Source organism: Kroppenstedtia guangzhouensis (genome assembly GCF_014637345.1).
Classification (GTDB): Bacteria; Bacillota; Bacilli; order Thermoactinomycetales; family DSM-45169; genus Kroppenstedtia; species Kroppenstedtia guangzhouensis.
On the sequence record NZ_BMEX01000002.1, the window covers coordinates 1 to 26347 of the forward strand.

At 46.4% G+C, this 26347-nt stretch carries 28 protein-coding genes, 1 other RNA gene and 3 pseudogenes; 6 read left to right on the plus strand and 26 right to left on the minus strand.

Annotated features, from left to right (window positions below; all coding sequences use genetic code 11):
• Nucleotides 1–179: 179 nt before the first annotated feature.
• The 17 genes from IEV46_RS02500 to IEV46_RS02575 all read right to left on the minus strand — a co-directional run bounded on the left by IEV46_RS02500 (nucleotide 180) and on the right by IEV46_RS02575 (nucleotide 11711).
• Complete coding sequence (locus IEV46_RS02500; RefSeq protein WP_188429566.1) at nucleotides 180–1445, minus strand: hypothetical protein; 1266 nt, start codon at nucleotides 1443–1445, stop codon at nucleotides 180–182.
• 54 nt (nucleotides 1446–1499) lie between these two features.
• The gene (locus IEV46_RS02505; protein WP_188429568.1) at nucleotides 1500–1964 is read right to left on the minus strand and encodes a metal-dependent hydrolase; all 465 of its coding nucleotides are present in this window, start codon (nucleotides 1962–1964) and stop codon (nucleotides 1500–1502) included.
• A gap of 639 nt (nucleotides 1965–2603) precedes the next feature.
• Nucleotides 2604–2676, minus strand: an RNA gene (locus tag IEV46_RS02510) — hammerhead ribozyme type II.
• Between the two features lie 74 nt (nucleotides 2677–2750).
• Nucleotides 2751–3080 (minus strand): hypothetical protein, encoded by a 330-nt coding sequence (locus tag IEV46_RS02515; protein WP_188429570.1) that lies wholly within the window; start codon nucleotides 3078–3080, stop codon nucleotides 2751–2753.
• Entirely contained in the window at nucleotides 3077–3349 is a 273-nt protein-coding gene (locus IEV46_RS02520; protein ID WP_188429572.1) for a hypothetical protein, read from the minus strand. The genes IEV46_RS02515 and IEV46_RS02520 overlap by 4 nt, the downstream gene beginning before the upstream one ends.
• Nucleotides 3350–3382: 33 nt before the next feature.
• Nucleotides 3383–3745, minus strand: coding sequence for a hypothetical protein (locus IEV46_RS02525; protein ID WP_188429574.1), 363 nt, complete (start codon nucleotides 3743–3745; stop codon nucleotides 3383–3385).
• 30 nt (nucleotides 3746–3775) lie between these two features.
• Complete coding sequence (locus IEV46_RS02530) at nucleotides 3776–4360, minus strand: hypothetical protein (RefSeq protein ID WP_188429576.1); 585 nt, start codon at nucleotides 4358–4360, stop codon at nucleotides 3776–3778.
• A 99-nt stretch (nucleotides 4361–4459) separates the two neighbouring features.
• Nucleotides 4460–4633 (minus strand): hypothetical protein, encoded by a 174-nt coding sequence (locus IEV46_RS02535; RefSeq protein ID WP_188429578.1) that lies wholly within the window; start codon nucleotides 4631–4633, stop codon nucleotides 4460–4462.
• 209 nt (nucleotides 4634–4842) lie between these two features.
• Nucleotides 4843–5025: a hypothetical protein gene (locus tag IEV46_RS02540; RefSeq protein WP_188429580.1), complete on the minus strand. Its 183-nt coding sequence runs from the start codon at nucleotides 5023–5025 to the stop codon at nucleotides 4843–4845.
• 910 nt (nucleotides 5026–5935) lie between these two features.
• Complete coding sequence (locus tag IEV46_RS02545; protein ID WP_188429582.1) at nucleotides 5936–6592, minus strand: hypothetical protein; 657 nt, start codon at nucleotides 6590–6592, stop codon at nucleotides 5936–5938.
• 65 nt (nucleotides 6593–6657) lie between these two features.
• Entirely contained in the window at nucleotides 6658–6891 is a 234-nt protein-coding gene (locus IEV46_RS02550) for a hypothetical protein (RefSeq protein ID WP_188429584.1), read from the minus strand.
• A 243-nt stretch (nucleotides 6892–7134) separates the two neighbouring features.
• The gene (locus tag IEV46_RS18565; RefSeq protein ID WP_373284536.1) at nucleotides 7135–7278 is read right to left on the minus strand and encodes a DUF6710 family protein; all 144 of its coding nucleotides are present in this window, start codon (nucleotides 7276–7278) and stop codon (nucleotides 7135–7137) included.
• Complete coding sequence (locus tag IEV46_RS02555) at nucleotides 7275–7457, minus strand: hypothetical protein (protein ID WP_188429586.1); 183 nt, start codon at nucleotides 7455–7457, stop codon at nucleotides 7275–7277. The genes IEV46_RS18565 and IEV46_RS02555 overlap by 4 nt, the downstream gene beginning before the upstream one ends.
• 493 nt (nucleotides 7458–7950) lie before the next feature.
• Nucleotides 7951–8226: an HU family DNA-binding protein gene (locus IEV46_RS02560; protein ID WP_188429589.1), complete on the minus strand. Its 276-nt coding sequence runs from the start codon at nucleotides 8224–8226 to the stop codon at nucleotides 7951–7953.
• A complete protein-coding gene (gene recD2, locus IEV46_RS02565) occupies nucleotides 8223–10448 on the minus strand; it encodes an SF1B family DNA helicase RecD2 (RefSeq protein WP_188429591.1) in 2226 nt (741 codons plus the stop codon). Before recD2 ends, IEV46_RS02560 begins: the two co-directional genes overlap by 4 nt.
• A complete protein-coding gene (gene nusG, locus IEV46_RS02570) occupies nucleotides 10445–11368 on the minus strand; it encodes a transcription termination/antitermination NusG family protein (RefSeq protein ID WP_188429593.1) in 924 nt (307 codons plus the stop codon). The genes recD2 and nusG overlap by 4 nt, the downstream gene beginning before the upstream one ends.
• A 121-nt stretch (nucleotides 11369–11489) precedes the next feature.
• On the minus strand, nucleotides 11490–11711 hold the full coding sequence (locus IEV46_RS02575; RefSeq protein ID WP_188429595.1) for a helix-turn-helix domain-containing protein: 222 nt from the start codon (nucleotides 11709–11711) through the stop codon (nucleotides 11490–11492).
• 92 nt (nucleotides 11712–11803) lie between these two features.
• On the opposite strand from IEV46_RS02575, the gene IEV46_RS02580 reads away from it, so the two are divergent.
• Entirely contained in the window at nucleotides 11804–12013 is a 210-nt protein-coding gene (locus IEV46_RS02580) for a helix-turn-helix domain-containing protein (protein WP_188429597.1), read from the plus strand.
• Between the two features lie 73 nt (nucleotides 12014–12086).
• Here the strand turns inward: IEV46_RS02580 and IEV46_RS02585 are convergent.
• A pseudogene (locus IEV46_RS02585) lies at nucleotides 12087–12316 on the minus strand (helix-turn-helix domain-containing protein).
• Nucleotides 12317–12475: 159 nt separating this feature from the next.
• Between IEV46_RS02585 and IEV46_RS02590 the strand changes: the two are divergent.
• Nucleotides 12476–12889, plus strand: coding sequence for a helix-turn-helix domain-containing protein (locus IEV46_RS02590; RefSeq protein WP_188429601.1), 414 nt, complete (start codon nucleotides 12476–12478; stop codon nucleotides 12887–12889).
• A 36-nt stretch (nucleotides 12890–12925) separates the two neighbouring features.
• On the opposite strand, the gene IEV46_RS02595 is transcribed toward IEV46_RS02590, so the two are convergent.
• Nucleotides 12926–13237 carry a hypothetical protein gene (locus IEV46_RS02595; protein ID WP_188429603.1) on the minus strand — a complete coding sequence of 104 codons (312 nt, stop codon included), beginning with the start codon at nucleotides 13235–13237 and terminating at the stop codon, nucleotides 12926–12928.
• Between the two features lie 355 nt (nucleotides 13238–13592).
• Here IEV46_RS02595 and IEV46_RS02600 point away from each other — a divergent pair, with 355 nt between their 5' ends.
• Complete coding sequence (locus tag IEV46_RS02600) at nucleotides 13593–14942, plus strand: helix-turn-helix domain-containing protein (protein WP_188429605.1); 1350 nt, start codon at nucleotides 13593–13595, stop codon at nucleotides 14940–14942.
• 293 nt (nucleotides 14943–15235) lie between these two features.
• On the opposite strand, the gene IEV46_RS02605 is transcribed toward IEV46_RS02600, so the two are convergent.
• The 3 genes and pseudogenes from IEV46_RS02605 to paiA form a co-directional block, all read right to left on the minus strand.
• Entirely contained in the window at nucleotides 15236–16003 is a 768-nt protein-coding gene (locus IEV46_RS02605; protein ID WP_188429607.1) for a GspE/PulE family protein, read from the minus strand.
• Between the two features lie 1000 nt (nucleotides 16004–17003).
• The gene (locus IEV46_RS02610; protein WP_188429609.1) at nucleotides 17004–18539 is read right to left on the minus strand and encodes a class I adenylate-forming enzyme family protein; all 1536 of its coding nucleotides are present in this window, start codon (nucleotides 18537–18539) and stop codon (nucleotides 17004–17006) included.
• Nucleotides 18540–19148: 609 nt separating this feature from the next.
• Nucleotides 19149–19657: pseudogene (paiA, locus tag IEV46_RS02615) on the minus strand (spermidine/spermine N(1)-acetyltransferase).
• 249 nt (nucleotides 19658–19906) lie between these two features.
• Here paiA and IEV46_RS02620 point away from each other — a divergent pair.
• The gene (locus tag IEV46_RS02620) at nucleotides 19907–20326 is read left to right on the plus strand and encodes a VOC family protein (protein WP_188429612.1); all 420 of its coding nucleotides are present in this window, start codon (nucleotides 19907–19909) and stop codon (nucleotides 20324–20326) included.
• A 154-nt stretch (nucleotides 20327–20480) separates the two neighbouring features.
• On the opposite strand, the gene IEV46_RS02625 is transcribed toward IEV46_RS02620, so the two are convergent.
• The gene (locus IEV46_RS02625) at nucleotides 20481–21425 is read right to left on the minus strand and encodes a helix-turn-helix transcriptional regulator (RefSeq protein ID WP_188429614.1); all 945 of its coding nucleotides are present in this window, start codon (nucleotides 21423–21425) and stop codon (nucleotides 20481–20483) included.
• A gap of 410 nt (nucleotides 21426–21835) precedes the next feature.
• Here IEV46_RS02625 and IEV46_RS18440 point away from each other — a divergent pair.
• Nucleotides 21836–22110, plus strand: a pseudogene (locus IEV46_RS18440) ((2Fe-2S)-binding protein).
• Nucleotides 22103–22267, plus strand: coding sequence for a hypothetical protein (locus IEV46_RS02630; RefSeq protein ID WP_188429615.1), 165 nt, complete (start codon nucleotides 22103–22105; stop codon nucleotides 22265–22267). Before IEV46_RS18440 ends, IEV46_RS02630 begins: the two are co-directional and overlap by 8 nt.
• A gap of 679 nt (nucleotides 22268–22946) precedes the next feature.
• On the opposite strand, the gene IEV46_RS02635 is transcribed toward IEV46_RS02630, so the two are convergent.
• The 3 genes from IEV46_RS02635 to IEV46_RS02645 are packed head-to-tail and all read right to left on the minus strand — an operon-like array spanning nucleotide 22947 to nucleotide 26347.
• Nucleotides 22947–24254: a purine-cytosine permease family protein gene (locus IEV46_RS02635; protein WP_188429616.1), complete on the minus strand. Its 1308-nt coding sequence runs from the start codon at nucleotides 24252–24254 to the stop codon at nucleotides 22947–22949.
• A 27-nt stretch (nucleotides 24255–24281) separates the two neighbouring features.
• Entirely contained in the window at nucleotides 24282–24611 is a 330-nt protein-coding gene (locus IEV46_RS02640) for a cupin domain-containing protein (RefSeq protein ID WP_188429618.1), read from the minus strand.
• The gene (locus IEV46_RS02645) at nucleotides 24611–26347 is read right to left on the minus strand and encodes a hydantoinase B/oxoprolinase family protein (RefSeq protein ID WP_188429620.1); all 1737 of its coding nucleotides are present in this window, start codon (nucleotides 26345–26347) and stop codon (nucleotides 24611–24613) included. The genes IEV46_RS02640 and IEV46_RS02645 overlap by 1 nt, the downstream gene beginning before the upstream one ends.

A 26347-nucleotide genomic window follows, 5' to 3' on the forward strand; every position in this document is an offset into this window, starting at 1 on the left:
TGGGCACCACCCACCACCTTGGGCACCACCCACCACCTTGGGCACCACCCACCACCTTGGGCACCACCCACCACCTTGGGCACCACCCACCACCCGGTGGGCACCGGATGGATAGCCTTCACCCTTAGTGAAAACAAAAAAAGGGTGAGATAGGCAACGCCCACCTCACCCTTGATAAATTAACCTACTTTTCTTTTTGCCTTCCCTTCAAGTTCCGCCAATACACTTTTCGCTACATTTATCGAACATTTAGCTTCCTTTTTCAATTGCTCAACTCCCGGAAGTGATCCTGTATCGCTCCATATCCCATGAGCAACTTCCTTAACATATTCCTTTTTCAATTCTGCTGCTACGTTTTTTGCCATGTTATCTCCACACTCTGCACGATCCTTTAACCGTTTCCTCCCCGGCGGTTCCCCTTCTTCCTTCCACATACTCCGACCGATTTCCCTAACTCGTTCTTTTTCCAATCGCTTATCAGACAGGGTTATAGGTTCTTTCTTCTCTTTCTTTTGTTTTGTTTCAGATTTCGCTTCTTTAGCCATTTTCTCATTTTCTGAACTGACCGAAGAAGTGATCGGTGCCTCCAATTCTTTCTTCTGTACTCCCCTTTCATGTTCTTGGACTGAATCCTTATCCTCTTCCCGTATCCTTTTTTCTACTATAGGAGCTTGAGCCGGGATCTCTTTCACGAACGACTGGTCTATCTGCTGAGTATCCCCGGTATCAGTTTGCCCCGTGTCCGCCTTAGCGTCTTTTTGGTTAGAGAAAAACCAAGAGAACCAAGAAGATCGCTTTGTTTTCGCTTTCGCTTTCGAATCCTTCCCAAATTGCTTTTGAAATACTTTCTTCATAACTAGGAGAAGAACAGGGGTAGAAAGTCCAATCGCTCTTCCAAGCCAATTGTCAGCCATCCCCATGATATTTGAGATTTCTACAAAGAGCCAACCCATCACAAAGCCTGTCCAAGCCGCCCAACCGACCTCTTTCCCCCGCCGATACGAACTATCAATCACTACACTGCAATAGATAAATACCGTCTCCCACACTCCGACAAAGACCCACGCCGCGATTCCAGACATCCCCGCCCGGATAAGCATGTCATGCGAATGCCCCACAGAGACGAAAAGGATGCCGGCCAAAATAGCGACATTCACTATACCAAGAAAAAACCTCGCGAGTAAGCCCCACGTGCCCACTACTGTCTTTTTGATTAAGCGAAATATCCAAGATACCATTGGGCCGAAATCAGCAATCAAGTCAAAAATAACATAGATTGCTCGAACAACCCGATTCGGCTTTCGTGTGTGACCTTTACGTACCCAGCTAGGAATTTCTTGACTACTTCCCATTGGGTCATGATACAATCCAGAGTGACGGTCTTGGATCGGCTGGGATCTTTGGTTAGTCGCCATGGCCCCCGCCGGTTTTTGGGCCGTCTCCATTTTTTTCATCCTCCTTGTACTGTATTCTTTCTTGCTACGCTACATGACCAACTTTCATCTCATCATCAAAATGTTTTGACCTACTACAACAAAAACCCACAAAATAAGGCCAATTCGGACGAAACGATCTATGAGAAAAAAGCCAAATCGCGATACAGAAATTCCAACCCATTTCCTTTTCGGATATAGTACCTGTACACGCCCGGTCAACATATCTCCTGCTACATGCGCCAGTATTCCAAGGACTGCCGCAAAAGCATATGGCTGACCGATGAAGGGCCAGAGTGATAGTCCCGCCAACACCGCAAACAGCAACGAGTGTGTCAATGTCCGGTGACCAAACAGTTTATTCAGCGGGATAGACACAAACGGGAGTCCCTTCCCGAACTTGGATTTTGGCTCATCCAGATCGGGAAGCACTCCGGCGATTCCTCCCACCATGGCCCCTTTCCAATCCGACGTGACTACATACCCAGCAACCGCGCCGGATAGCATATGTGTTGTCCATTCGATCTTCATCACCTCCTTCGGTTTCGCAATTTCTCCTTTTTGAATCAAGTCCACACAAGGAAGAGAACGATCAACAAAAGATACACCAAAAGCATACTCAATTCATCCAAAACCACTTCCATATCTTTTTCCTCCCAAAATTATTCTTGGAAAAGAAAACAGGGATCATCACCCCCACTTCAGGTGACAATCCCCATACAGGCAAATTAAAAAAAGCCTTCGTTATAGGTTTTGGAATCATTTTCCATTTTAAAGATTAGGCTCCGCCCGAGGCATTTGTCAATAGTATAACACGGACTTAACAGGGCATCAACCCCCTTTTTCAACTTTTTTCACCTGTGCGAATGAACTCCAGAAAATCGAGTGAACTTCCTTGGATTCTCTTTTTCTTGATCTTTACCAGTTCATTCAGACCTGGCGGGCCGACTACAGGAGGACGGTGACTACGATCCCGGCCACGATTTCGCGCCTTTCATACCATTTTCCATCACCCTTTCTTAACTGGTTGGAGCCCCGAAATCTGACTCTTTAATTCACTCTTCGGATCTACAACAATCACTTTTTTCCCTTCCCTTTCCATCTGTTCGAACCATGTCTTTTGCCATTGCGCCTGTATCAAAGCCACTCCACCCATGTTAATCAATCCTTTCTCGGCTGGCTCATTCAGGCCCGGGAAGCCGACCCCCGGACGACGGCGGCTGTACTGGCCGCCGTTTCGCCTTACTTCTTCAAAACAGGTGCAGAGATTTTCCTAATCAACCACACATCGATCTTAGCTAATAGAAATCCAATCCCTCATCGCTCTGCATAGCGGTCATCAGTCCGGGACAACGGCGACCCATCGGCCACCTTCCACAGAAAAATTCCAATAACGATCGGCCAGATCGTCGGCACCGGGATTCCATTGAACAATTCAACCATAGAAAACCCGATCGCTCCAAGAGTATGCGCACCCAGGTAGAAGCTACCGTTCGCATATCCCCAAAAGTAGGGGGATAAATCTAGGAAAACACCCCTTGGCACATCGTTGGTAACGGTGATTCCTTCGAAAAAGCAATAAATTCCCCATGAAACGAGAGCAAAACACACCATCGACACTAGTTTTTCGAGCAATTTTTCAATCACCTGGCGATCCCCTCCCCTTTCAAGGCTTTCCTGAAGCTCACCAGAAGCTCATCAACTTCCTTTTCCCATTCTTTTTCAACTTCTGGGCAAGTCCACCCATCAACGCCGCTTTCTCCGAAGGTATAACAATCAGATCGAGCAACGTAGGTAAAATAGAATCGATCATTCGCTGCCTTCAGTTCAGGATCAAAAGCATATACGACAAGAGTCTTCACTCCAATAAGAATCAAAACTATAACCAGAGCAGTGACCAGCACCCTCTTTTTCATTCAACCACCTCCACTCCTGCTGAATCAGCGGCCTCACTTCTCTTGTCCTGAAGGCCAAAACAGCAGACGAATGGGGAGAAACAGAATCCAGAACATGATCTGAAAACAGATCGTACCAACTAAAGCTAAAACCATTGCTACCACTGGATAGGAAAGACCAAACAAAATAGCCCTTCCGAGATTTTGTATGTGATCTAAATCTACTAGAACAATCGAAAACATCAAGGGAACAATGAAGAAAAAGACGATTACAGGAGATGGTTTAAACAAATCCATTATTTCTCCAGCAAACCTCTTCACCAAGGTGAATTCTCCTTTCTGACTTCGGATACAGATCGGAATATCCATATCCCATTCGGCCACACGCTTCACAAAGATGCTCCAGACCTTCGGCACACTTCTTCCCGGGTCTCCCCTCTTTTTTCCTTACATCTTTCTGTACTTTTCCCGTAGTTTTTTTGCATCACGTATTATCGATAGAGCAAATCCTATCGCTTCATCTGTGTTCTCTTTATATACTTCGTTGTATATCGTGTCTGTTTCGTACGTGTACATCCAAACTACTCTGCTACCATCTACTCGTACTTTCACGCCGCTTTGGAAATCGTCAGCTTGGAACGCAATCCATCCCTGAGCGTCATAGTCATAGCTGTAGACAGACCACGCTTCTCGAGAAAGGGAAATTTCTGGGATCTCTTTCGGCCCAGATCTCCAACCTGTTCCAAAGTAAGTCGGCTGATGGAAATACTTTAGTATCTCCATATCAACGAGACCCACGTAGGTATTTAAAAATCGAGGTGCTTTCTGAGAAGAATTAGGTAGAAAGATTTCTTTTTCTACTAAAACCAAATCGTTCAACGTAATATCCCGCTCTTTTTCAGTCCAATAAGCGACTTCTTTCCAGCACTTTTTAAACACTTCTAATGCTTGTTCCGCTTCCTCAGCTACCGCATAGTAGCCGTTGTAAATGACTGTGGGGGAAAGTATATAAAACAATTGCGCCTGCTTCATCATCACCCTCCATTCTTTGCGGGGTTACCATCTTACTCGGTTCGTCCCCGATCCCACGGTCCCCGGTGGAGGCCCGGAGGGGCCATATGGCCGCATCCGTTATTCCCAAATCACCGGTACACAGATAAACTCACCGTCAGACTCTCCCCCGCCCATTACCAATTTTGCTTCTTCGATAGCCATTAGACAAGCTTTCTCTGCTGTTTCGGCTTCGAAAAAAAAATCACCGACTAGATCGCCTGCGTATCGAACCGTCACCCCATACTTCTTCACTTGTTCAACCTCCCTAAGTTTTTGTTATATAAAGTTGTTTTTGTCCCATGTCGACACTATCCCCTTAGAATGCATCGCCCGGAAAATGAACCTCAATTCGTTTTCATGCTTGCACCATTCGTCAACCCGCTTTGCCATCTCATGGTGAAGAAACATGACCCAAGCTATCAAAATCACTACCAGCACCGCTAATATGGCAACGACGTATGTCACCCGTCATCCCCCCCATATACTTTTTTATGGATCTTCCTATATACCGCCCGCACTTTGTCCGCTTTCTCTCGGGCCGCCTGGTACTGTTCAGAATTCGGCCCGTAACTGTGCCGGGCCTCCACTGCCTCCCACGCCGCCGAATACAGCCGACAGCGGATATCTGTAAGTTGCGTCGTCAACCCGTCACCTCCCGCTTCACTTTTCGTATCACAAACCCTTCTAGGCAATCGGTGCTACAGAACCGCCGGAGAACCACCGCCCCTTCATGAACGGACACATGCCGATTCGGGAGCCTGCTTTTGCAGTACCGGCACCACATCAGCCTGACACCTCTTCGTAATCCTCAACCGCTTTTACATATGCCCATCCGGCGAAAGTGAGTAAGCCAACAGATACAGCAGACACCAACATGACAAAACCGATCAGTTCAAACATTTTTATCCGCTCCTTTTGGACATTTCACTTTGAAAACCCTCATGGGCATACACTAGTCATGTCAGAGCTTCGAGATACCCAGCGCTAACTTTTAGGGCTGGAGGCCGCGGATCACCGTCCCCAAATCCGTCCAGCCTCACCCTGTACTCCCCTACCGGTGTGCTATAAACCCTGGTGTAATGGGATGCAATTGGTTCCGTACTTAACCCCCATGGGCTGAGGGGTGGATCAGCAGGGGCCGCAGTCCACTTCCCCATTTCCCTTCCATCAGCCCCAATGAGCAGCCAGTCGGGCTGAAAGGGACAGAACAAGGGAAATGCATACCTCCCACCGTTTCCTCTACTTCAGCCCCCTTTGCTTCTTCTGCTGTACCAGCAGCCTACGTAAAAGTTAATCCTTCGCTCCCCCAGGGAAGGTTCCTCCTATCGAAAGTGTCCTGGTTTCCTTTTTCTCAATGGAGCATCTGACTAAAGTCTGAGATTGTATATATAGAGAGTGAGAAAGGGCACCATTGACCGAATCGAGAAAAAGCCCGTTATGACAGGCTTTATTGGAGATTTAGGGTGTTCCCATATGGAAACACATGTGTCGCCATATGGGAACACCCCCCTTTGACACTTACCCCTTGATATAACTGGCTTTTAGCAAATCACACTATGGTCTTTTCGCTCCCTTTTTGTACTTCAAGTAAGTTTTTCTCCGATACAATTTTCCGTATTCGTCGTTCGGATGTAGCCATAACTTCCAAGCGAGAGGAATCTTCTTTTTCTCAAATTGATCATTCATCAGCACCAATCGAGATAACGTAGCATTGATCCTGTTTCGATCTCCACACAAGACAATTTCAGGGTTCATGAAGAAAGGACGCTCCGAAACAGCTCTTCCAAACTCCTTCAGTTCGTGGACATTTACAAACTCGTAGATGATCCCTTTATCGATTAAATCGTTAATCATCGTACTAGTCTTTTTGACATTGCGTTTGAGAGTCCTTGCGATTTCCGAAACTGTTAAAAATTGTCCTGTTTCAGGATCCACAATCGCGTTACTATGCAACTCAACCAACTCATGAAGCGAATACACAAAAGCCAATTCTGCATTAGTCAAATATTTATTTCGTACAAGCATTCCGATGTTTTCTTTAATGGATTGTACAAACCCTGCCTTATTTGTATTCCGTCTCTTAACAATTGTAAATCCTTGTTCATTGGCTTTCTTTTCTTCTGCTGCTACCTGCTCAAGGTTCACTGCAAGATTCGAATCCCGCTGTCTGGCCTTGAGTTCAGCTTGGTTTAACGCTTGTTTCAGATCCATCGAGGCTCCCCCTTGCTCTTTGTTGCATTCAAAAACCCAGAATCGGTCTGATAGATGACTCTGGGTCACAGCTCTTTCTTCTTGTTGATTTTGAGCATATGGATCGGTACAGAAATCACATGGATTTTCAGATAATCCCCTTCCTTTTTGACCGACTTGATCTCCTTGATATACGAAAGTGATCGATTCCCTGATGGGTCTGTATTCTCAAGCACCTGACCCACATAGTAATCACATTTAGTTTTTTCTCCATTCAACTTAACCTTGGCAATGGCTTCGACTTCATCCACCATTTTCATCGTGACATCACCTCCTTTTTGGGAACTAAATAAGGGATTGTCACTGTTTTGCTTCAGGTGACAATCCCCGGAGTGGGAAAACTAAAAAAAGCCCTTCGTTAAAGGCTTTTTACGGATTGGTATTATTTTACATACATTTGCTTAGGCTTCGCCTAGGGAACTTATCAATAGTCTAACATGGACTTATCAAGACATCAACCCCCTTTCTTCACTTCTTTGTATGAGTCCTGTCCTGACACAAGTCTATACCTCTCCTTTTTTTATCCTGTACTTCAGTTTCGCAATCTCGTAAATGATTCCGATACGGAAGTCATTCAAATCCCTTATTTTTTCGTTATTGTGCACGTTATACCAGCCCTCGCCCTGACATTTGGTGCATCTGATCATTCTGTTTCCTCCTCAAAAAGGTTCCCGCTCTTCTCGATCATGCCCGCCAAATTATCTGCCAGCTTGCGAATAGCCGCTGGCAAGTTGGCCATAACCTTCTCCCCGCCATCGCCTACCTCAATTTCTAGCTTGACTGCTTCCTCGCTGTCGAAGGTCACGATCAGACCGAACTTATTCACGCTCATCCGCCTCCTGTTCTCCGAAAAGCCATTGAAATGTTGCGATAAACCGGGTGCAGTCGTGGCAATACTCATCCCCAGTCTTTTTGTTAACCGATTCGATTTGCGCCTCAAGCTCACACAGGCTACATTGCTTTATTTCGATCCCCTCCGTTTGGATAGTGTTCCGGAATGGGCTCACGGCTGATCCTACGCAACACCCTTAACTTCCTCCTTGAAGCCCTGTCCTTCGTCCACCCACAACCGCAAAATGTGTTCCATAGCAATATTTCGTTGTTTTAACCACCTCTGGAAATGCACTCGATCCCTCACCCATACGGTATATCCCGACTGGTTTCCAAGGCCACTTCGGTAGATCATGCGAATCCACATGCCTATCCCTCCAACTCTTCTCATTTCGCACAACAAAAAACAGCCCGACCTCCCGCCGGACTGCTTTGTCTTATGCGAAAAAGAACGGCGTCCCCCTTATAGAGGACGCCGTCTTTGATTCCTACCCATTGACTGCCTCTTTTAATTGTTTTCCGGGCTTGAATGCCGGAACCCGGCAGGCATCGATCTGAATCACTTCTCCTGTCTTCGGATTTCGACCTATCCGTGCCGCCCGTTCCCGTACCACGAAGTTACCGAATCCGAATAGGGAAACCTTCTCCCCACGTTGCAAAGCTCCTGCAATCTGACCCAGCACCACATCAACGATCTGACCTGCTTCCGTTTTGCTTTTACCAGTTTCTTTTGCCACAGCCTCAATCAGTTCGGTTTTATTCATTTGAAAATCGCTCCTTTAAGATAGGTTTTTACTTTGCCAGCCTCCACCGTCTCTATAACGGAAATCCGCTGGGCTAGCCGAGTGTTCCGCTGACTGATCTTATCATTGTTAATTGCAATATTCATGGCTTTCTTTGTACCGATGAATACGAGCTTTTCCTCTGCCCGTGTCATCCCTGTGTAAACTAAGTTCCGGGCCAGCATGATGTAATGACTCGTCGAAACCGGAATGATCACAATGGGAGCTTGCCCACCCTGTGATTTGTGAATTGTAATCGCATATGCCAACTGCAAGTGTGAAAGTTCTTCTTTGGGGTAAACCACCTCCTTTCCCATGAAGTCGCAGACCAGAACATCCACCCGTTCCCCTTCATCATTAGTCACCTGGGTAACATCCTTAATCATCCCGACATCCCCATTGAAAACATCTTTGGAATAGTCGTTTTTGGTTTGGATCACCTTGTCTCCTACCCGGAAGATAACCTTTTTCACCTTCCATTCCTTCTTTGTCTGGTGAGCCGGGTTCAAGGCTTGTTGCAGTCTTTCATTCAAGTTTTGGGTTCCAATGGGGCCCTTCTTCATGGGGCTGAGGATCAGGATGTCTGCTGTGTCATATCCCAGTTCCCTGAATCGTAAAGCACTCCGGACTGTCAGTTGTGCTATCCTTTCCGGATCTTCTTGATAAATGAAATACATGTCGGACTTACTCTCATCGATCAAAAGCGGCAGTCCCTGATTGACACGATGGGCATTGGTGATGATTTGGCTTTCCTGCGCCTGCCGGAAGATCTCCGTAAGCTTAACACTGGGTAAGCCGGACTGAATCATGTCTTTCAACACATTCCCCGGATTCACTGACGGTAATTGATCCACATCCCCCACAAAAAGCACCTTCGCATCCATTCGGACGGCATTCATCAGAAGGGAAGCCAATGGCACATCCACCATAGACATTTCATCCACAATGATCAATTGGTGCGGTAACGGACAACTCTCGTTGAAATCCGGTTCTTCACCCGCCCGATACCCAATTAACCGGTGGATAGTGGACGCTTCATGCCCCGCCACTTCAGCCAACTTCCGGCTAGCCCGTCCGGTAGGAGCGGCCAACGCCACTTCATGAGCTGGGTACATTTGCTTGTAGATGTCCAACATGGCCCGGATAACGGTCGTCTTCCCTGTACCAGGATTCCCGGTCAAAATCATGATTTGTTCCTGAAACAATGTCCGGATGGCTTCCCGTTGCTTTTCCGCCAGGACGATATTATGCTGCATCTGGTATGCCTTGATAAGCGTTTCAACCCGCTTTTCAATCGAAGGCATAGCTTCGCCCTCCCTGGAACCTCCCATTTCCGAGAGTTTCCGGGCCAATTCTTTTTCGTATTGGTATAGGTATTTGGGGTACACACAGCCGTCTTCCATCACTAGTTTCTTATCTTCCAAACGGTACAAACTTTGAGCCACTTCTTCCACACTGACTTTCTTGTCCGTGTTGTGGTTCAGAATCCGCTGGGTTTCCTGTATCAACTCATCTTCCGGCAAATAGCAGTGTCCTCCATTGAAACACTTTTCCTTGAGGACAAAGTCCACACAGGCATCGATCCGATGACCAGACAAGGGGGAAATTCCAATCTTCTTGCTGATCTCATCCGCCTTCAGAAAGCCAATCAGTTTAAGCTCCGTCAACTTGTATGGATTCGATTTCACTACTTCAGCGGTGTTTGATCCGTATTCTTTATACAACCTCGTCACCATATTGGCGGTGATCCCATACACCAGCAATTCCGCCATGATGCGTTGAACCTCAAAGGTGGATTTCACACTACCCACGATTTTTTGCGCTTTCTGTGGGCCAATACCTTTGATCGGCAGAAGACAGTCTTCTCCCTCGTCTGTAATCCGTTGCAACGCATTGGGTCCCAAATGATCCACAATTTGAACCGCCCGTTTTTCTCCGCATCCTTTGACCAAAGGCGATGCCAGAAAAGCAATCACTTGCTCTTCCGTCTGCGGGATCGGACGTTCCCAACGCTCCACCGCTAACTGCTTCCCGAACTTCGGATGGTGTTCCCATTGGCCGTAAACCGTTAATTCCTCGCCCTGCTCCACTCCATATATGGATCCTTTGATCGTCATTTCTTGATCGCTCACTAAGGAGGCAATCAAAAAATCTTCGTTCCGATAGATGATTTTGCGGAGCTTCCCGGTGTAGGTTTCCATCATTCCACCTGCACCTCACGATGCAGGATTCCGATGATCCCTGAAATGAGTTCGTTCACGCTCAACTCAGAGTAAGGAGCAGCTTCCTTATCATTGCGGATCTTTTCAATTAGGCGAATAGGAAGCACAAAAGTTTCTTTGCCACGGCGGACAAAGGCTTTCGAACGTTGGATCAGTCGTTGCAGTCGGTTGTTGGGTCGAACACTTTCCTTAATGTCGTTCACCCGTTCAACCATGGTCTTCGGATCTTCTTCAACGGCTTCAAACCGTTGCTTTTTCTCTTTTACATCAGCAGTTGTATTCGCCTGATGCAAAAGTTCCCGCACTCGATCTTCCACCGAGTGAATTTCATCCTCCAAGGACACTTGTACTTCCGTTTCCCGTTCCACTTCTGCAATCTCAAAAAAATGTTCCAGTTGATCTTTGGGAATATGATTCCGAGAGACAACCCCAATCACCTTGGGCACACTTTTGATGAGATGCCACAGTTGGGCCGGGAGGGTGTGGTAGTTGACGTTCAACTCGACCAAGATGTATCCCGGTAAGACGCTTCTCATGCGACCCTTCACCTTCTTCCTAAGTTTTTGGATCAGGGATTGGATCTGTCGAATACTCTCCTTGTACGATGATTCCAAATCATCTAAGGATACCGATGATTTCGACCTTTTTAACTCCGTATATGCTGTACGCAAGTTGTTGAGATATTCGTTCAAGCGTTTCAAATGAAGGTGGTGGGGAATGTCTTCTTGAGACAGTTCTGACGGTATTTCTTCCTGCGCATCAGTAAGTACTTGGGTCATGGATTCCATGGCGTAAACAGACTTTACCATCTTATCCCCGGCCCGATCCAGCACCATCTGAAGCAACTGCTTCGCTTCCACTTCTCGTCCTGTTTGTACCCGAATAGCAAATACCGCTGACATTTCCCCACCACCCTTTTTGGTGTGATTTTTTAAAGTGGTTCACAACTGATCAAAAGTGCTATAATGAATGAAATGTCATCTCATTTGCTGTATGAAAAGACAGCAAATTAACAAGTACAATTTAAGCTTGATGACATTTGGGTTCACCTGTCCCATCGTTCTGCGCCAACAGTTCCCGATGGGACAGGCCAAAGATTTCTTCGAGCTTACAGAGCACCTCATAAGAGGGTTTTCTTTTTCCTGCTTCAATGAATTGATATTGTCGCAAGCTTATATCCAACAAATTTGAAGTTATTTGTTGAGTCAGTCCTTTTTGTTGCCGAATATGTTTTAGTCTTGTCACATCACCACCCCTTATCTATTACGAACTAAATGTTCGTAAGATGATGATATATGAACTTTATGTTCATGTCAATATTTTTGAGGAGTATTTTTATGGCTGAGTTCAAGGACCGATTTAAAGAGTTAAAAAACGAGAAAAATGCAAGTTATAAAGACATTGCAAATTTGCTCGGGATAAGCGTTCGTGCCGTTCAACACTATGCTAGTGGCGATCGATTTCCTGACTATCACGGACTTATTACTTTGTCAGATTATTTCGGAGTGTCCCTCGATTACTTAGTAGGTCGTTCCGATAACCGATAATCCGAAACAGTTTTAACTGAGTCTTTACTACATCACAACATCAATTTCGCTTCATACAACTTTTTCAACGCTTTTATTGACTTTTGTCAATGAACCTTCGAAAGAAAAAAGCCTTTCAAAGCTTACTCCGAAATAAAGTAACATTTTACCGATCACTTTATGACCAGGATTCCGTTTACCATTCATAATTCTGCTCAAACTTGCCTCTGATACTCCAATTTCCCGTGCCAGGTAGTTCATCGACTTGATGTTTTCTCTCTCCATATAGTCAAAAATAAATTGTTTGTTGATCATGATCTGCATTCACATACCCCCTTTCATTGACTTATGTCAATGACATAAGTCAATTTTACTCTTGATTTTGACTTATGTCAATACTTTATCCAAGAATAATCCCTCCCTAATTGCCATTTGGCAATGCTGTTTATAGAATGAAAATAAGTATTTCAAAGGGTGAATATAATGACTGATTTTGGGGACTATCTAAAAAAGGCTCGTAAATCCAAAGGGATGACAATAAATCAGCTTTCAATGTATTCAAAGGTAAGCTCTTCATTGATTTCCCGAATCGAAAATGGGACAAGAGGTATTCCGAAACCAGGAACAATAGAAAAACTATCTAAGGCTTTAAGGATTCCATACGATGAAATGATGAAAAATGCTGGTTACATTGATGAGGATGTCAATAGTTCTGCTGAGCAGAAAGACAACAAAGAAATTGACCTTAGTACCGATCTAAGAGATAAAACACTTATTTATCAGGGACGAGAATTAACCGATAAACAAAAAAAGAGGATCATAAGGATTATTGATGCATTCTTGCTAAACGATGAAGAAGATGAAAAAAAGAAGATCAACAATAAAAAGCGACAGTAGCCGTATGGCAAAACATCGCTTTTTTATATTCTATCTTTATCGATCTGCCCACTTAGATAACAAATTGGATACTTTCTTTTCAGCCCCATTTAAACAATGCAATTTCTCAATAATGCATTCAAGATTGACATCCTTAATATTGTATTGATCGGCAACTCTTCTTAGCCGTTCGATAAATTGTTGATCAATATTGCTTAGTCTATCTCTTTTTTGTAAAATAGTTTTGGACTTTATTTTTTCTCCACTCCTTCTCGTTCCTAACGGGAGAGGGTGTTTTTTTCTTGCTTTCTCAATATCGTTGTACCTCTCATTTATCTCCCTCCAACTGGTTTCAACTTCATTTTTCATCGAACGTTTGTTCCTGACGGTTAGTATATATTAAATTTGTTGCAGTATCAATGCAGTATCAACGACATTAAACGATATTGGTAAGAATGGGTTTATTTCAGAAAATATTTTATCACATTATAAAAATTTGTCAAAATAAAATAATTATCACATTCTTTCGTGCAATTGTATCCTGAGAATATCTCAGCAGTCTTTTTTTCGGAAATTTCCTTTATAATTTTCTCCGTTTACATAACAATTGTAATAAAATCCGTTTACATAACAATTGTAATAAAAAATGAACTGACACAAGAAAAATACATACTTGGATCGCATGAATAATTGTATTATTCTATATATGAATATATAGCAAGGAGTGTTTATCATTAATCTCATAAATCCCTTGGATGTAAAAAAGGCTGGAGATGTCATTCGAAAAATAAGGAAAGATCGACAACTCAGACTTGAAGATCTGGCGGATTCCAATATTTCTCCATCAACTATAAGTAAAATTGAAAGAGGAGAGTCCCACAACTCGGAAAAGGTTGGACTTTTGCTTGGTAAACTTGGTTTGGATTCTACACAACTAGCGGCTTTAATATCTGACAAACAAGCAGAAGAAATGGAGATTGAACTCAAATTGGATGCGATCGAGACCATGTTGGCTTCGGGAAACCTGGAGAAAGCATTTAAAGAAATAAAGAAAGCCGAAAAGAAAGAAGATTATTCTAAAGCAGTCATTGCTTATCTAAAAGGAAGGTATTATATCAAAAACAACGATTGGAAAAAAGCAGAAAGGAATTTCAACGATTCAATTCGATTACAAAGAGAAGTCCATCATTCAGAAAAGCCGAAAAAAAATTTATCTGCTTCAAGCTTCAATGAATTAAGTATAATAAGTTATTTCGAAAACGACTTAGACCAAGCTATCAAGTATACAGATAATGGACTGGAAGTTTTCGATGAAAACGGCGAGCGGAAGCATGACAAATATATTTTAATGAGCAATAAAGCGATTTATCTCGAAAAAGCGGGACGTATAGAAGAGTCATTTAATTTGGTAGAAGATTTGTGGTCATATAGATCAGAAATAAACAGTATCGAAGTTATACTGTCACTTTATGAATTACGCTCCATCCTGCTTCGGAGAAAGAAACAGTTTGATGACGCAATTCATTTTGCTAAAGAGGGAATAAAGATTGCTAGGTTGAATAATCAATATAACCGTCTCTTTGATCTTTGGTCTGCATTGGGAAGCGCATACCTCCACTCAAACGAGTTGAAATGCGCTAAAATATGCTTTCAAACGGCTTTGACATTAGAAGGGAAATTCAAATACAGAAACGTATTCATTCAAACATATACTGATCTAGGAATCTTGTATGTCCAGGAAGAAAACTGGAGTGAGGCGACAAAGGCGCTGAATAAGGCAATTTCTTTAGGGAGGGAATTAAATGATGCAAGGAGATTAAGCTTGGCACTCATTGTCTTGGGTGATTTGTTTGCCAAACAAGATAAAAAACCAGAAGCTATATCCTATTACAAAGAGGCAATCGGTATTGTTCAAAAACATCAGTTGAAGAAGAGAGAACATGCAGCTTTAATCCGTTTGGCTCAATGCTTGCAAAATACAGATCAAGAAGCATTTGCAACATGTGCAGCTCATATTGTACAACTAGAACTTGAATTACAAGATCAAAAGGAGGAATACTATGATGAAGTATAGAAAAATTGGGTTACTATGGTTGATAGCAGTTGCTGTCTTTTCCCTTGGGTCTGTGAATACAGATTCAAAACCGATAAAGATCGCAGGAGACCCTATTCACACCAATTTAGTTTTCAAACCAGATGGAGACCCTATCCACACATAAACCAGTGACTTAGTGACGACATTATTCACACATCCTTGTCTAAGTGAATAATGTCGTCTTTTTCTGGGTTGGAAATATGCATGAAATCTGTATTTGAACTTGACTTATTGATCGATAAAAGCCGGTAGGGGTATAATCTGATATCCCCCTACCGACTTCTTTGCTTTTCCGAAGACAAACACTTTAATGGGATTCGTGAACAATTCGTGTATGCTTTGTCCTGGACGGTCCTATTATGGTTCATTTTACTTCGGGATGTCTCTTCATCCCTGATTTCTCCCACCATGATGATGTTGGGATCCTGGCGGAGCACGGCACGGAGTCCCCGGGCGAAGGTCAGACCCGCCTTGGGATTCACTTGAATCTGATTCACCCCGGACAGTTGAAATTCAATCGGATCTTCCAAAGTGACCAAATTCAACTCCTCCCGGTTCAGATCCTGGAGGATGGCGTAGAGGGTCGTCGTCTTGCCCGAACCCGTCGGTCCCGTGACCAGAACCAATCCCCCAGGGCGCCGGATCACCCCTTCCAACCGATTTTTTTCTTCTTCTCCCATCCCCAACTCGGACAAGGTCATCCGCTCCGGCCGGTTGCGCAGCAACCGCAGAACCAGCTTTTCTCCGTGCAACGTCGGCATGCTGGAGATTCGTACATCCACCCGTTCCCCCCGATGGGTCACAGTCAACGCTCCATCCTGTGGCAGACGTTTCTCCCCGATATCCAGATGACCCATCACCTTGATCCGGGAAACCAGCGGATACATATCCTCCCGGGGCAACGAATCGACGGAAATCAAAAACCCATCCACCCGTTGACGGATACACAGCTCTTCTTCCCTGGGTTCAATATGGATATCCGATGCCCGACTATTGATCGCCTCCTCCAACAGTCGGGTCGCATACTGAGCCGCATCCATTACCACCACCTCTGTTGTTGAAAATTTTTGATGACTCCTTATTGAATTTCGACATAGATATCCGAAATCCTTCCTTCTCCGACAATTTTTCCTTATTGGTTTTCCAATCCTCACCGGATACCCAAAAAGGCAAAAAAAGAGGCTTTGCAGCCCCTTTGATTCAGTGTTTCTTGAGCAGAGTCCCTCAAAAACGCTGGGATTTAAGCCTTTTCGGTGACCATATACAAAAAAAACCATCCCGACTATGGGACAGTTTTTTGACTCATACGGCAGCCCAGTCTAACCTGTGGATGGGAAACTTCGCTTAATCTTCATCTTATGAAGCATATTAAGTAGCTCAGTAAATGTGTTACAAATCTATTCTGGATCTCGCCTTCAACTTCATGATCTAATCGCGGGCTATCCGTCGTTTAGTTGATTATAATCAAAACACAAAAAGTTACTGGCGGGATCAAAAGAGAAGATGACCACCACATTAGAAGCGATGTGAATTAGTGCTGGCTGGAGAGTCGGTCGGGATTGGGTTTCACATGACCTTTTCGTTGTTCTGACGATCCAAAATCGCTCCATGTGAAAGCCAACCCTCCCTGTGAACGGCTTTTTCACAATGCTTCTAGCGGTCTAACTGAGCCTGCAAGTGTTTCAAAGCAATAACGCGGGAAAACATGACGGAACTGGTAAGACCTAAAGGAAAGCAAAATCTAAAAAGCTAAGGAAAGGGAAAAAAACATTCACAGGAACAAGAGAAACGGATGGTCGAACTTGAAAACACCTTGGGTCGCAAGACCTTGGGCTTTTAAAAAAGCTATCCAGTGAACAATTGCAGCAATTGGCGCTCAATACTTTCTCGTAATCGGTTATACCCGACCCGTGGGAACCGAGAAAAACGAAGTCCTCAAACTTGCCGAAGCTTCCCCAACAGCCGTCCGATGAAGCGGACATCCACCCCATCAAGAGTATAGCTGTAAAACAAAGAGAGCGGAAAGCTCCTATCTTTGTTTTATAGTGAAGAAGACGAAGGCTGGTACATCTCTTTTAATTTCCCTTTATCCACCTTTCCGGTCGCATTTTTGGGCAGTTGATCGACAAGGATGACATCAGCCAATTTCTGCTTCTCCATTCTGTCATGGGCGAATTGCAGGACCTGTTCCCTTGTCAGATCGGTTTCCGGCTTTCGCACAACAAATGCGCAGGGTAATTCCCCCCATCGTTCATGCTGAACGCCGACCACGGAAACCTCAGAGATTTCATCCATTTGTTGCAGGACCTTTTCCACTTGGCTCGGATAGATCGCATCCAATCCGCTGAAATAGATCACATCCTTATAACGATCCACTACATAGATGAATCCATTCTCGTCCATCCGCACCGCATCACCCATCAAAAACCATCCCTCATGGAAAGCGTTTTCCGTCGCTTCGGGATTCCTCCAATATTCTTTAAACACCGTGGGCCCACGAACCGCTAGCTCCCCGATCTCCCCAGCGGGTACTTCTTCACGGGTGTGCCGGTCGAGCACTTTAACTTCACTGAAGACGGGCTTCCCGACAGAGTCACTGGTATCGTAACCCATACTGGAGTCCCACAAGGTGAGGGTGCCAGTGTTTTCCGTACATCCGTAAACTTGGAGCAGATGATAGCCGATCGATTCGTAGTCCCGGATCAGAGAAAGTGGCAGGGGGGAGCCCCCTGTGGCGATATCCTGCAGGGAACTTAGGTTTTGCTCACTGTTGAAGAACATAGGGAGCATGATGTTCAGCAACGCTGGAGGTAAGAAAGTGGAATTGATCTGTTCTTTTTCAATTGTTTCCAAAAGCAAAGTGGGTTCCAATTGGGGAATAAAAACATAGGTATACCCACCTAAAGCCTGATAGCCGATTACACTGGTTGCGGAAATATGAAACAAGGGTGTAGCGTAGAGAAAGCGAAATCCAATCTTCCGGTTTTTCGCGGAGAACCCGGTAAAAACACCCGCTGCATATAAGTTGTGATGAGTGATCACCACACCTTTTGGTTTCCCAGTCGTACCTGAGGTAAAGATGATAGAAACCGGATCCTCGCTGTCCACTTTCACATCGGGAGCAGAAACGGGCCAGGTGCGGAGTTCCTCTTCAAATTGCGGATCCAAGTCCTGAAAATACGAAGTTTTCACGGTGGGGATCGATTCGGAAGTATGTAACGATTCCACAAGAGATTGGTAAGCATCATCAAAAAAAATCAATTTCGGTTCGGTGTGTTGAATCGACCACTCCATGACATCCGGACTCCAGCGACAATTGACAGGAACCGCGATGGCTCCGATTTTGGCCGCACCTAGATACAGAAGAGGAAACAAGACATTGGTTTCCGAGAACAGGGCGATGCGGTCCCCTTTTTGAATACCTTGATGAAGAAGGTAATGTGCCACTTGGTTGGTGATTTGATCGTATTCCAGGTATGTAAACCGCCGTTTCGGGCCGATCAACGCTTCCAAAGATGGATTTAATTGGGCTCTGTTGCGCAATAATTCGCCAATCGGCATCTGAATGGGATGCATATAGAATCACCTCTTTGTAAGATACGCCTTTAGATGCATCCTCCCCCTTATTTGGCCAGTCGCTGTCGGAATCCACAGTGATTAAAATTACCTTACAATAATATCTTGGATTTTTATATTATCTGTCACTTCCCTTTTTATAGTATTCTATACTTTAGTTGCATTATATACGAAAATGAACCTGACCGCAATTCTAAATATTCGACAATATACGACATGATCTGTACAAAAGACTGAACCGAGCAGTTGCGGGCAGATTTCGAATAATCATCTGTATCTTTGTATTTATCGAGAATTATGTTCTACTTCATACACCGCCGCCCGCCACTTTTACCGGACAGAGATATCTAGGTTCGATTATTTGGTAGTTGAGGTGAGTGATGGGGAAAGAATATTCATCCAATTAGATATAATCTCTACGGATGTTCTATACGATATCAAACATTTTGCTAGAAGGATTGAAATTAATCGCCGTGGGGCTCACGGTCTGAGCTTGGTCGATTTCTCCCGATTGTAGGAAACTTACCCAAGAATCCCCTGCCTTTAGGCATGGGGAGTGGTCAAATTTTTTCGGAATATACATCCATATTCACCCTTCCAGCACAATATTTATGGGAGCGTTTTAATCATAATCAAGTCTGTCTGTTTTTCATCACCCATATAAAAAACGTGCGCCCCCGTTTGGACAAATCCCATTTTTTTATAAAAGGCGATCGCATTTTCGTTCTTTTCCCAAACACCAAGCCAGATTTTCGTTTTATTCAGTTCTTGCGCCATCGCTATAGCTTGCTGCAACACGTATTTGCCGCAACCTTGTTTTTGAAAAGATTCTCGAATGTAAATTCGTTCAATTTCAAGCGCATCGTCTCCCATCGGTTCCGTCTGCGCATCAGCTGTATTGATTTTAAAATAGCCGGCGATTTCCTGATCGACTGTAACAAATAAAAATGTAAAGCATCTGCCATAAGCTCTTTCTTTAATTGCGCTGCGTTAAATGCTTTTAAATAAGCCTGCATATTTTCGGCTGAATTCTGTTCCTTAAATGTGTCGTAAAAAGTTTCTCGGCTAAGGTATTGCAATGTTTGCAGATCATCCAACATACATTTTCTTATATTCATTGTCAGAGCGAAATCTTCCTTTTCGGCTCACTATAACCACCTCTATCTGAACATTATAGGATGCCGGGTGTTAAGAGGAAAAGCACAGAAAAGTCGCCAAGCTCCTGAACTGAATTTTGAACCGCCACTAAAATTGATTACGGTTTTGAATCCATGACAAAACCTGTCACTATTATAATCTACAATCAAACTCAAGCCCGGCTTGATATAACTATCGGGCAAAATATCCATATGAAGAGGATGTAAAACATGGCATTTCAAGTGACACCCTTTATCATGCTCGACGGAAAAGCGAAAGAGGCTATCCAGTTCTATGAAACTTCATTAGGTGCAAAAATTGTCTTCACACAATCGTTCGGAGAGGCACCGGAAGATCCTGAACATCCCGTACCAAATGAAGCCAAAGATCGTTTGGCGCATTCCGTATTAAAAATTGGCGATGCCGAACTGTTTGTTGCAGATACTTCCCCAGGGGAACCCAATCGGAGTGGAAATCGTGTTCAAATCTGCATCACCACTCCTGATATCGAAACATCATATCGATTTTTCGATGCTTTACAGCAAGACGGTCAAGTCATCATGCCTTTGCAAAAAGTGCACTTTAGTCCAGCCTACGGGATGGTAACTGATCAATTCGGCGTAACATTCCAAATATCCACTCAGAGATGATCAATAAAACGGAAGCACACTGAAAAATGCCGGGGAGCACCTGGCATTTTTCAGTGTGCTTTTTGTATGTCATGTTCGCTGTATGCCTTCGAGCGGGACGGTATAACGTATAATCAGAGCAAACAATCGCCAACCATGGCGCCATCGTTCCCGATCACTGGTATCTGGTCAGCAATTTTGAGAGCCTCCTCCGAATCGCATCCTTCAATTCCGTCGGCTCCTCCAGAACAACCTCCTCTCCCAGTCCGATGAAAAACGACGTGTAAAAAGGAATGTCGCTGCGCGACATTTCCATATCGATCACGCCGCTTCCGTCTTCGTACACATGCAGCTTTGAATCAAGCCACAGCTCGGCTTCGCAACGCTGGACACCGGCTCTGCTTAACCGCGCGCGAAGGCGAACCGGCTCTTTCGGCTCATCATTCTCCCGCCTGCCAAGGTGGACATCCCCCAACTCAAGCGGCTCCGTGCCAGACGTGTCATACGCCGCCTCGTGGATTCGATCGCACCGAAATACCCGAAATCCCTGGCGCAGAAAGCAGTACGCCTTACAATACCAGAAACCGTCGTTAGCATAAATGTATATTGGCTGTATCCGACGATGATTCACTTCTCTCCCCTTTGACTCATATTTGACAGCAAGCACTTTCCCATATATTGCAGCGTCGAGGAGCATGACCAAGTAGGGGGCATCGCTCCGCCTGGTCGGTGTAATGAAGTCGACCCGATTCCTCATGCTGTCGATTCGGTCACGGACATCTCCGGACATATGGAGATAGAACTTTCTCAGCGCCGATGCGGATTCCGCTTCAAACGGCAGCGAAGAGTAGTGGCGCAGGGCGTGCACTGCAAAAAACATCGCCACGGCCTCTCCTTCCGTGAATGCAATTGGAGGCAGCACCCGCTCCCTTATCACCTGATAACCACCATGCGGCCCGACTTCCGAATAGAGCGGCACCCCCAGTTCACTCAGTTCCCGCAAATCCCTCAGAATCGTGCGCTTCGAGACTCCAAATTCGTCTGCAAGCTCCTGGACCTTAAAGCGTCGTTTTCGGTTGACTGTCATCATCAGCTCCATCAGTCGTTTGGATTTAGGCATCACGAACAACCCTTTATCTATGATTTGGTGAGATTATAACATGAACAGTCTAGAATCGTTGTGTGATCACTCGCATTACCATCAAAGAATCACCGTCCCAGGAGGAGCCGGTGATTTGCGCTTTTGGTTGGATGCCTTTACGAAAGTGCTTTGTATTGTAACAGCAGGGGGTCAGAGCCCTTGATACCTCACCACTTTTACCCCTTTTCTGAACACCTCCTCAAAATCATGCTCTTTGCCCTTTTATTCTCACCTTTATAATGGAGGCTCTGATCGTTCCGGCCACAGCGGTGTACGGATTGAGGACAAAGTGTATCTCCGTGAAGATGGCAAAGCGGAAGTACTCACTTCCTTCCCGAAAGATCTCCGGATCATCGGCAGATAACAAAAGCTTCCATGAGGTGATTCCAATGACAGATCGTGACATGATCGTTTGCAGATGTGAAGAAGTAACCTACGGTAAACTCATGGACACCGTATAGCAATTCGGTTGTACTTCCCGTGAGCTGAAGCTCCGGACACGAGCCGGGATGGGTTACTGCGGAGGGCGGACCTGTCGCAATATGTGATGCTGTTGCGTTGGTGGCGACAGAACGCGATCATACGCAGATCGCGTTAAAATAAATACCAGCCGCCTGTCCGGCCAGTCCACTTTGGGGATTTGGGGGCGATCGGCAATGACTGAGCGAATCCTCAAACACCCGGTACTGGGCATGCTGGAGACTTCTGTAAAGGAATCCGTCGACCTGATCGCCTCGACACGCGATGCCGCCCACATCCACTTCCACCCGGAAGTTGAGGCTGGTCGAAAAAAAGCTGCAGCAATATTGGGAACGCCGTAACCGCGGAAAATCAAAAGCGCTCGTTGGGCAATAATTAAGAGACCGGAAAAGCCAAGCGTCATTTCCGGATCCCTTCTTTAAGTCTCGACTGTACTCGAACACTCATCAATTCATACTTAATCAGGAGAAAATTCATTTCACCGGATCCTCATCGCCATTTCCGCGTCCATCTTCCCCCGATCACCACTCTCGTAATCGCACTTCCGACTCGCCGCGTCGACACCCATCTCCATCAGACACCGATTCCTGCCCGATGCCCCCTGCGACAGAGATCCGGACACCCTTCAATCCCGAAACAAGCGGATACTGCGCCTGGAGAACCGTCTCCGCGTCACCCTGCAGGTTTTTCTGACATGGAGGAGAAGCTGTTCGTGCCAGCCCGGAACGCAAGCTCCGCCTCATGACAGCCCGCATCACAGATCCTTATATCGGCCACTACCGTCTTTCATGGCCAGGCTTTCTTAATCTACTCCATAAGCTTGATGCCGTGTTCCTTGACCCGTCCCGGTCCTAAATTCAATCCAGACAACTGATCCCCAGACCTCATCGATCAGCCGGAGGCAGTCTTTTTTAAAAAACCGGTTTGGTATCATGGACAGCCAAAAACGGCCCTCCGAAGAGAGCCTCTGAATCTTTCCTTTCTACTGTCTCTGCTTGCTCCGAGGAGACCACTTCTTCTTTATCCTATATCCTCGGTAAAGTGATCCGATTTGACCCTGGCCTTCAGCTGCATCGCAACCAAGTATACAATTCCCGACGCAATCAGCGATTGAACCGCTGGAATTCCAAATGTAATCACATACTGTGTAAGATAACCGACAAAGATTCCGACCACAAGTCCAATGGTCGCCATCCAGTTCCAGCCCGGAAGGTCTTTCCATTGACGCCGACGGATGAAGAAAAAGTCCGCCATCATGACACCGGCTATAGCTGGATAGACAAGCGCCGTCATGTATAAGAAGTCCAGGAAGTAATCAAGGATGCCTGCAAGCGCGATGACAATTGCAAGCATTGTCCCGCCCAGTGTCAGCAACGCGCGTCCTCGGTTTGAGTTGACGTTGCACAGGTTTGCAAGCGCAAGGCCCATGCTGTAGTTATTAACGAGCTGGCTGGTCCATGTCGCGAACCAGAGGATGAGGAAACCCCACACCGGGAAGCCCAAATTCATCATGACATTGACAATGTCCGCGTCACCAACGCCGACGGACATGATGGCGCCCACATAGAACAGAGGGAAACCGACTGCAATAATTCCGAGCGGAATGAGCACGTTATCCTTAACTTTTGGCTTCGCATACCGCGTGTAGTCGGATGCGATGACCCACTGGGAGACGTTGATCCCAATGACGAGGGATAGCGCCGCTAGGAATGTAATCTGCGGTTCCGGATCCCAAGCCAAGATTGTATCCCAGCCTGTGTTCTTTAATGCATAGTAGATCCCCCCTGTGACGAGCAGCAACCCGGCAGGAACAGCAATATAATCTGTCCATTTCATCGAGTTGTAACCGATGATGGAGGGAAGCGCGAATGCCAGTCCCGCAACAATTGTTACAATCGCCCATGGCCAAAACTGGTTTCCATAATCAATACCTAACATTGCCGAAATTGCATTCCCCGTAACCGCCGTCTGCAGAGCCCACCAGCCAAGCGAGACAACGAAAATGGTCAGGCCGACGATGAATCTCGCCTGTGCCGCACCAAAACTCGTCCGCGCGATAACCGATGAGGAACGCCCGGTTTTGGCCCCCATGTATCCGGAAATGGCGTTTCCGATCCACTGGATAACAAACAACGAAATCAGAAGCACCCAGAAGATTTCCGACATGCCGAATGAGCCTGAGAGCGTGGCACCGATCATGAGGACCGGGATGGTGAACTCCAGACCACCAAATATCATGGCCGGTGTCAGCCAGTGTTGCCGCTTATTTTCCGGAATGGCCGCAAGGGCTTCATCCTTGCCACCGCCCAACGGTTTTGTATCTTCCATCTCACGATCCCTTCACTTTCTCAAATGTTATCCCACGAGAACGAAGATCAGTTCGCAGTCCTCTTCGCCGTCGTTTATCGCCACATGTTCCTCGCCTTTCGGGATGAAGGTGGCATCACCGGCAGTGATACGGATCTTCTCGTCGCCGATTTCAGTGACGAGCGATCCTTTCAGAATGATGGAGTACTCGTTCTCCGTATGCTTGGAAACGCCCGTGAGCGGAACTGTTTCCCCTGCTCGGATGATGACGCGGCCGACCTTCACACTGGAGTCGCCCACTGCTTCCTGGAATACCGTCTTCATGGAGTAGGAATCATTGCCTTCCTCTTGCAGATCCGCGAGCTTCAATACGTCCATCAGGCTTCCCTCTTTCCTGTGACGCCTTCGACTTCGTATGTCTTTGGGTTCACCTTCACTCCGTATTTCTCTTCCGCCTGTACGGCGGTCATATAACCGTTTTTGACATCGCGCGCGACTTGATCGGCCGGGCGCTTGAGTGGGTCGCCGTAGCCACCACCGGTTGCTGTCATAAGCTTCACGACATCACCTGTATTCAGCGGATAGCGTGGATACATGCCGAACGGCCCATCCGTCGTCCCGTCCTTCTTCTCGATGATGAACTCGTTCGGAGAACCTTTCTCACCGCCGTTAAGCCCCCAGGGATGAAACTTGTTTCGCCCGAATGTCGCCGAAACGGTCTGGCCGTCTGTCATCGCACGGTAGCTGCGGATGACGCCCGCCCCACCGATGTATTCTCCGGCACCCATGCCGTCAGTCCTCAGGCTATACTCGTCGATCATGACACCGTAGCGGGTTTCTGCCACCTCCACCGGGACGTTGTACGTTTCCCCGTCGCCGATGCAGAACTGGCCACGCGCACCGTCTTGTCCGCGTGCCGCGCCCCATCCGCCTGCAGACGGCTCGACGATAAGGAACGGTTCGCCGTTCACATGGTGCTTCCCGGCAATCGTCACCGCACATACGGACAGGAGCTGTCCGGCAGGAAGCCGGTCCGGAAGATGCGGAGCGAGCGCCTGCATGACGACATCCGCACCGGCTTGCATCGATTCCCAGTAGACCGAAACTGGGGCCGGACGTTCCGCCGACAGGATTGACGCCGGATCCGTGATGATCTCAAGCGGGCGAAACACGCCGTCATTCACGTCCTGGGACGGGTTCGTGATTGCCAGGAAGACCGTCCGGACCGCCGAGACGAGACCAGTGTATGTGACGTTGACCGGACCCGGCACCTGAGGGTGGGTTCCGCGGAAGTCACAAATGAACTTGTCGTCGGTAATAGTCACCTTGACCCGGACGTTGAACGGCCCGTTACCGAAACCGTCGTCATCGATGAAGTCCTCCGCGAAGAATTCGCCTTTTGGCAGCTTAGCGAGCTCCTTTCTCGCCATCTGCTCACCGTGGTCGAGATAGTTCTCGATGGCCGTCTTCACGGTTTCGGTACCGTTTTTCTCACACAATTCCCTAACGCGCTTGTCGCCGGTGCGGATAGCCGCCACCTGCGCCCACAGGTCCCCGAGGGAGAGATCCGGGAAGCGGACGTTCGCCTCGATCATGTCGATAACCGCCTGGTTGAGTTTCCCTCCCTCGTACAACTTGACGCATGGGAGTTGCAGGCCTTCCTGGTAAATTTCCGTCGCGTCATTGCTGAAGGAACCCGGGTCCTTGCCACCGACGTCCGTCCAGTGTGCCTTGTTCGCAGCGAATGCGACAAGCTCACCGTCCACGAAGATTGGCATGACGAACCCGACGTCGGACAAGTGGGAGCCCCCACCGCCGTACGAGTCATTGATGATGATGATGTCCCCTGGTTTAAGGTCTCCCTCAAATTTCTCCAAGGTTTCCTTAACCATGAACGTCAGCATCCCGATGAAGCCGGTGACCCCGTTGCCCTGTGTCAACAGCTGACCTTTCGCATCAGTCAGCCCGCTCGCGTAGTCGAGCACTTCATAGATAACCGGACTCATAGACGTCCTGGCCAGTGTGTGGAACATCTCCTCACCGATCGCCACCAGTGAATCTTTGACAATCTCGAGTGTGAACGGATCTACAGTTTGTTCTTTGATTGTTTTCAT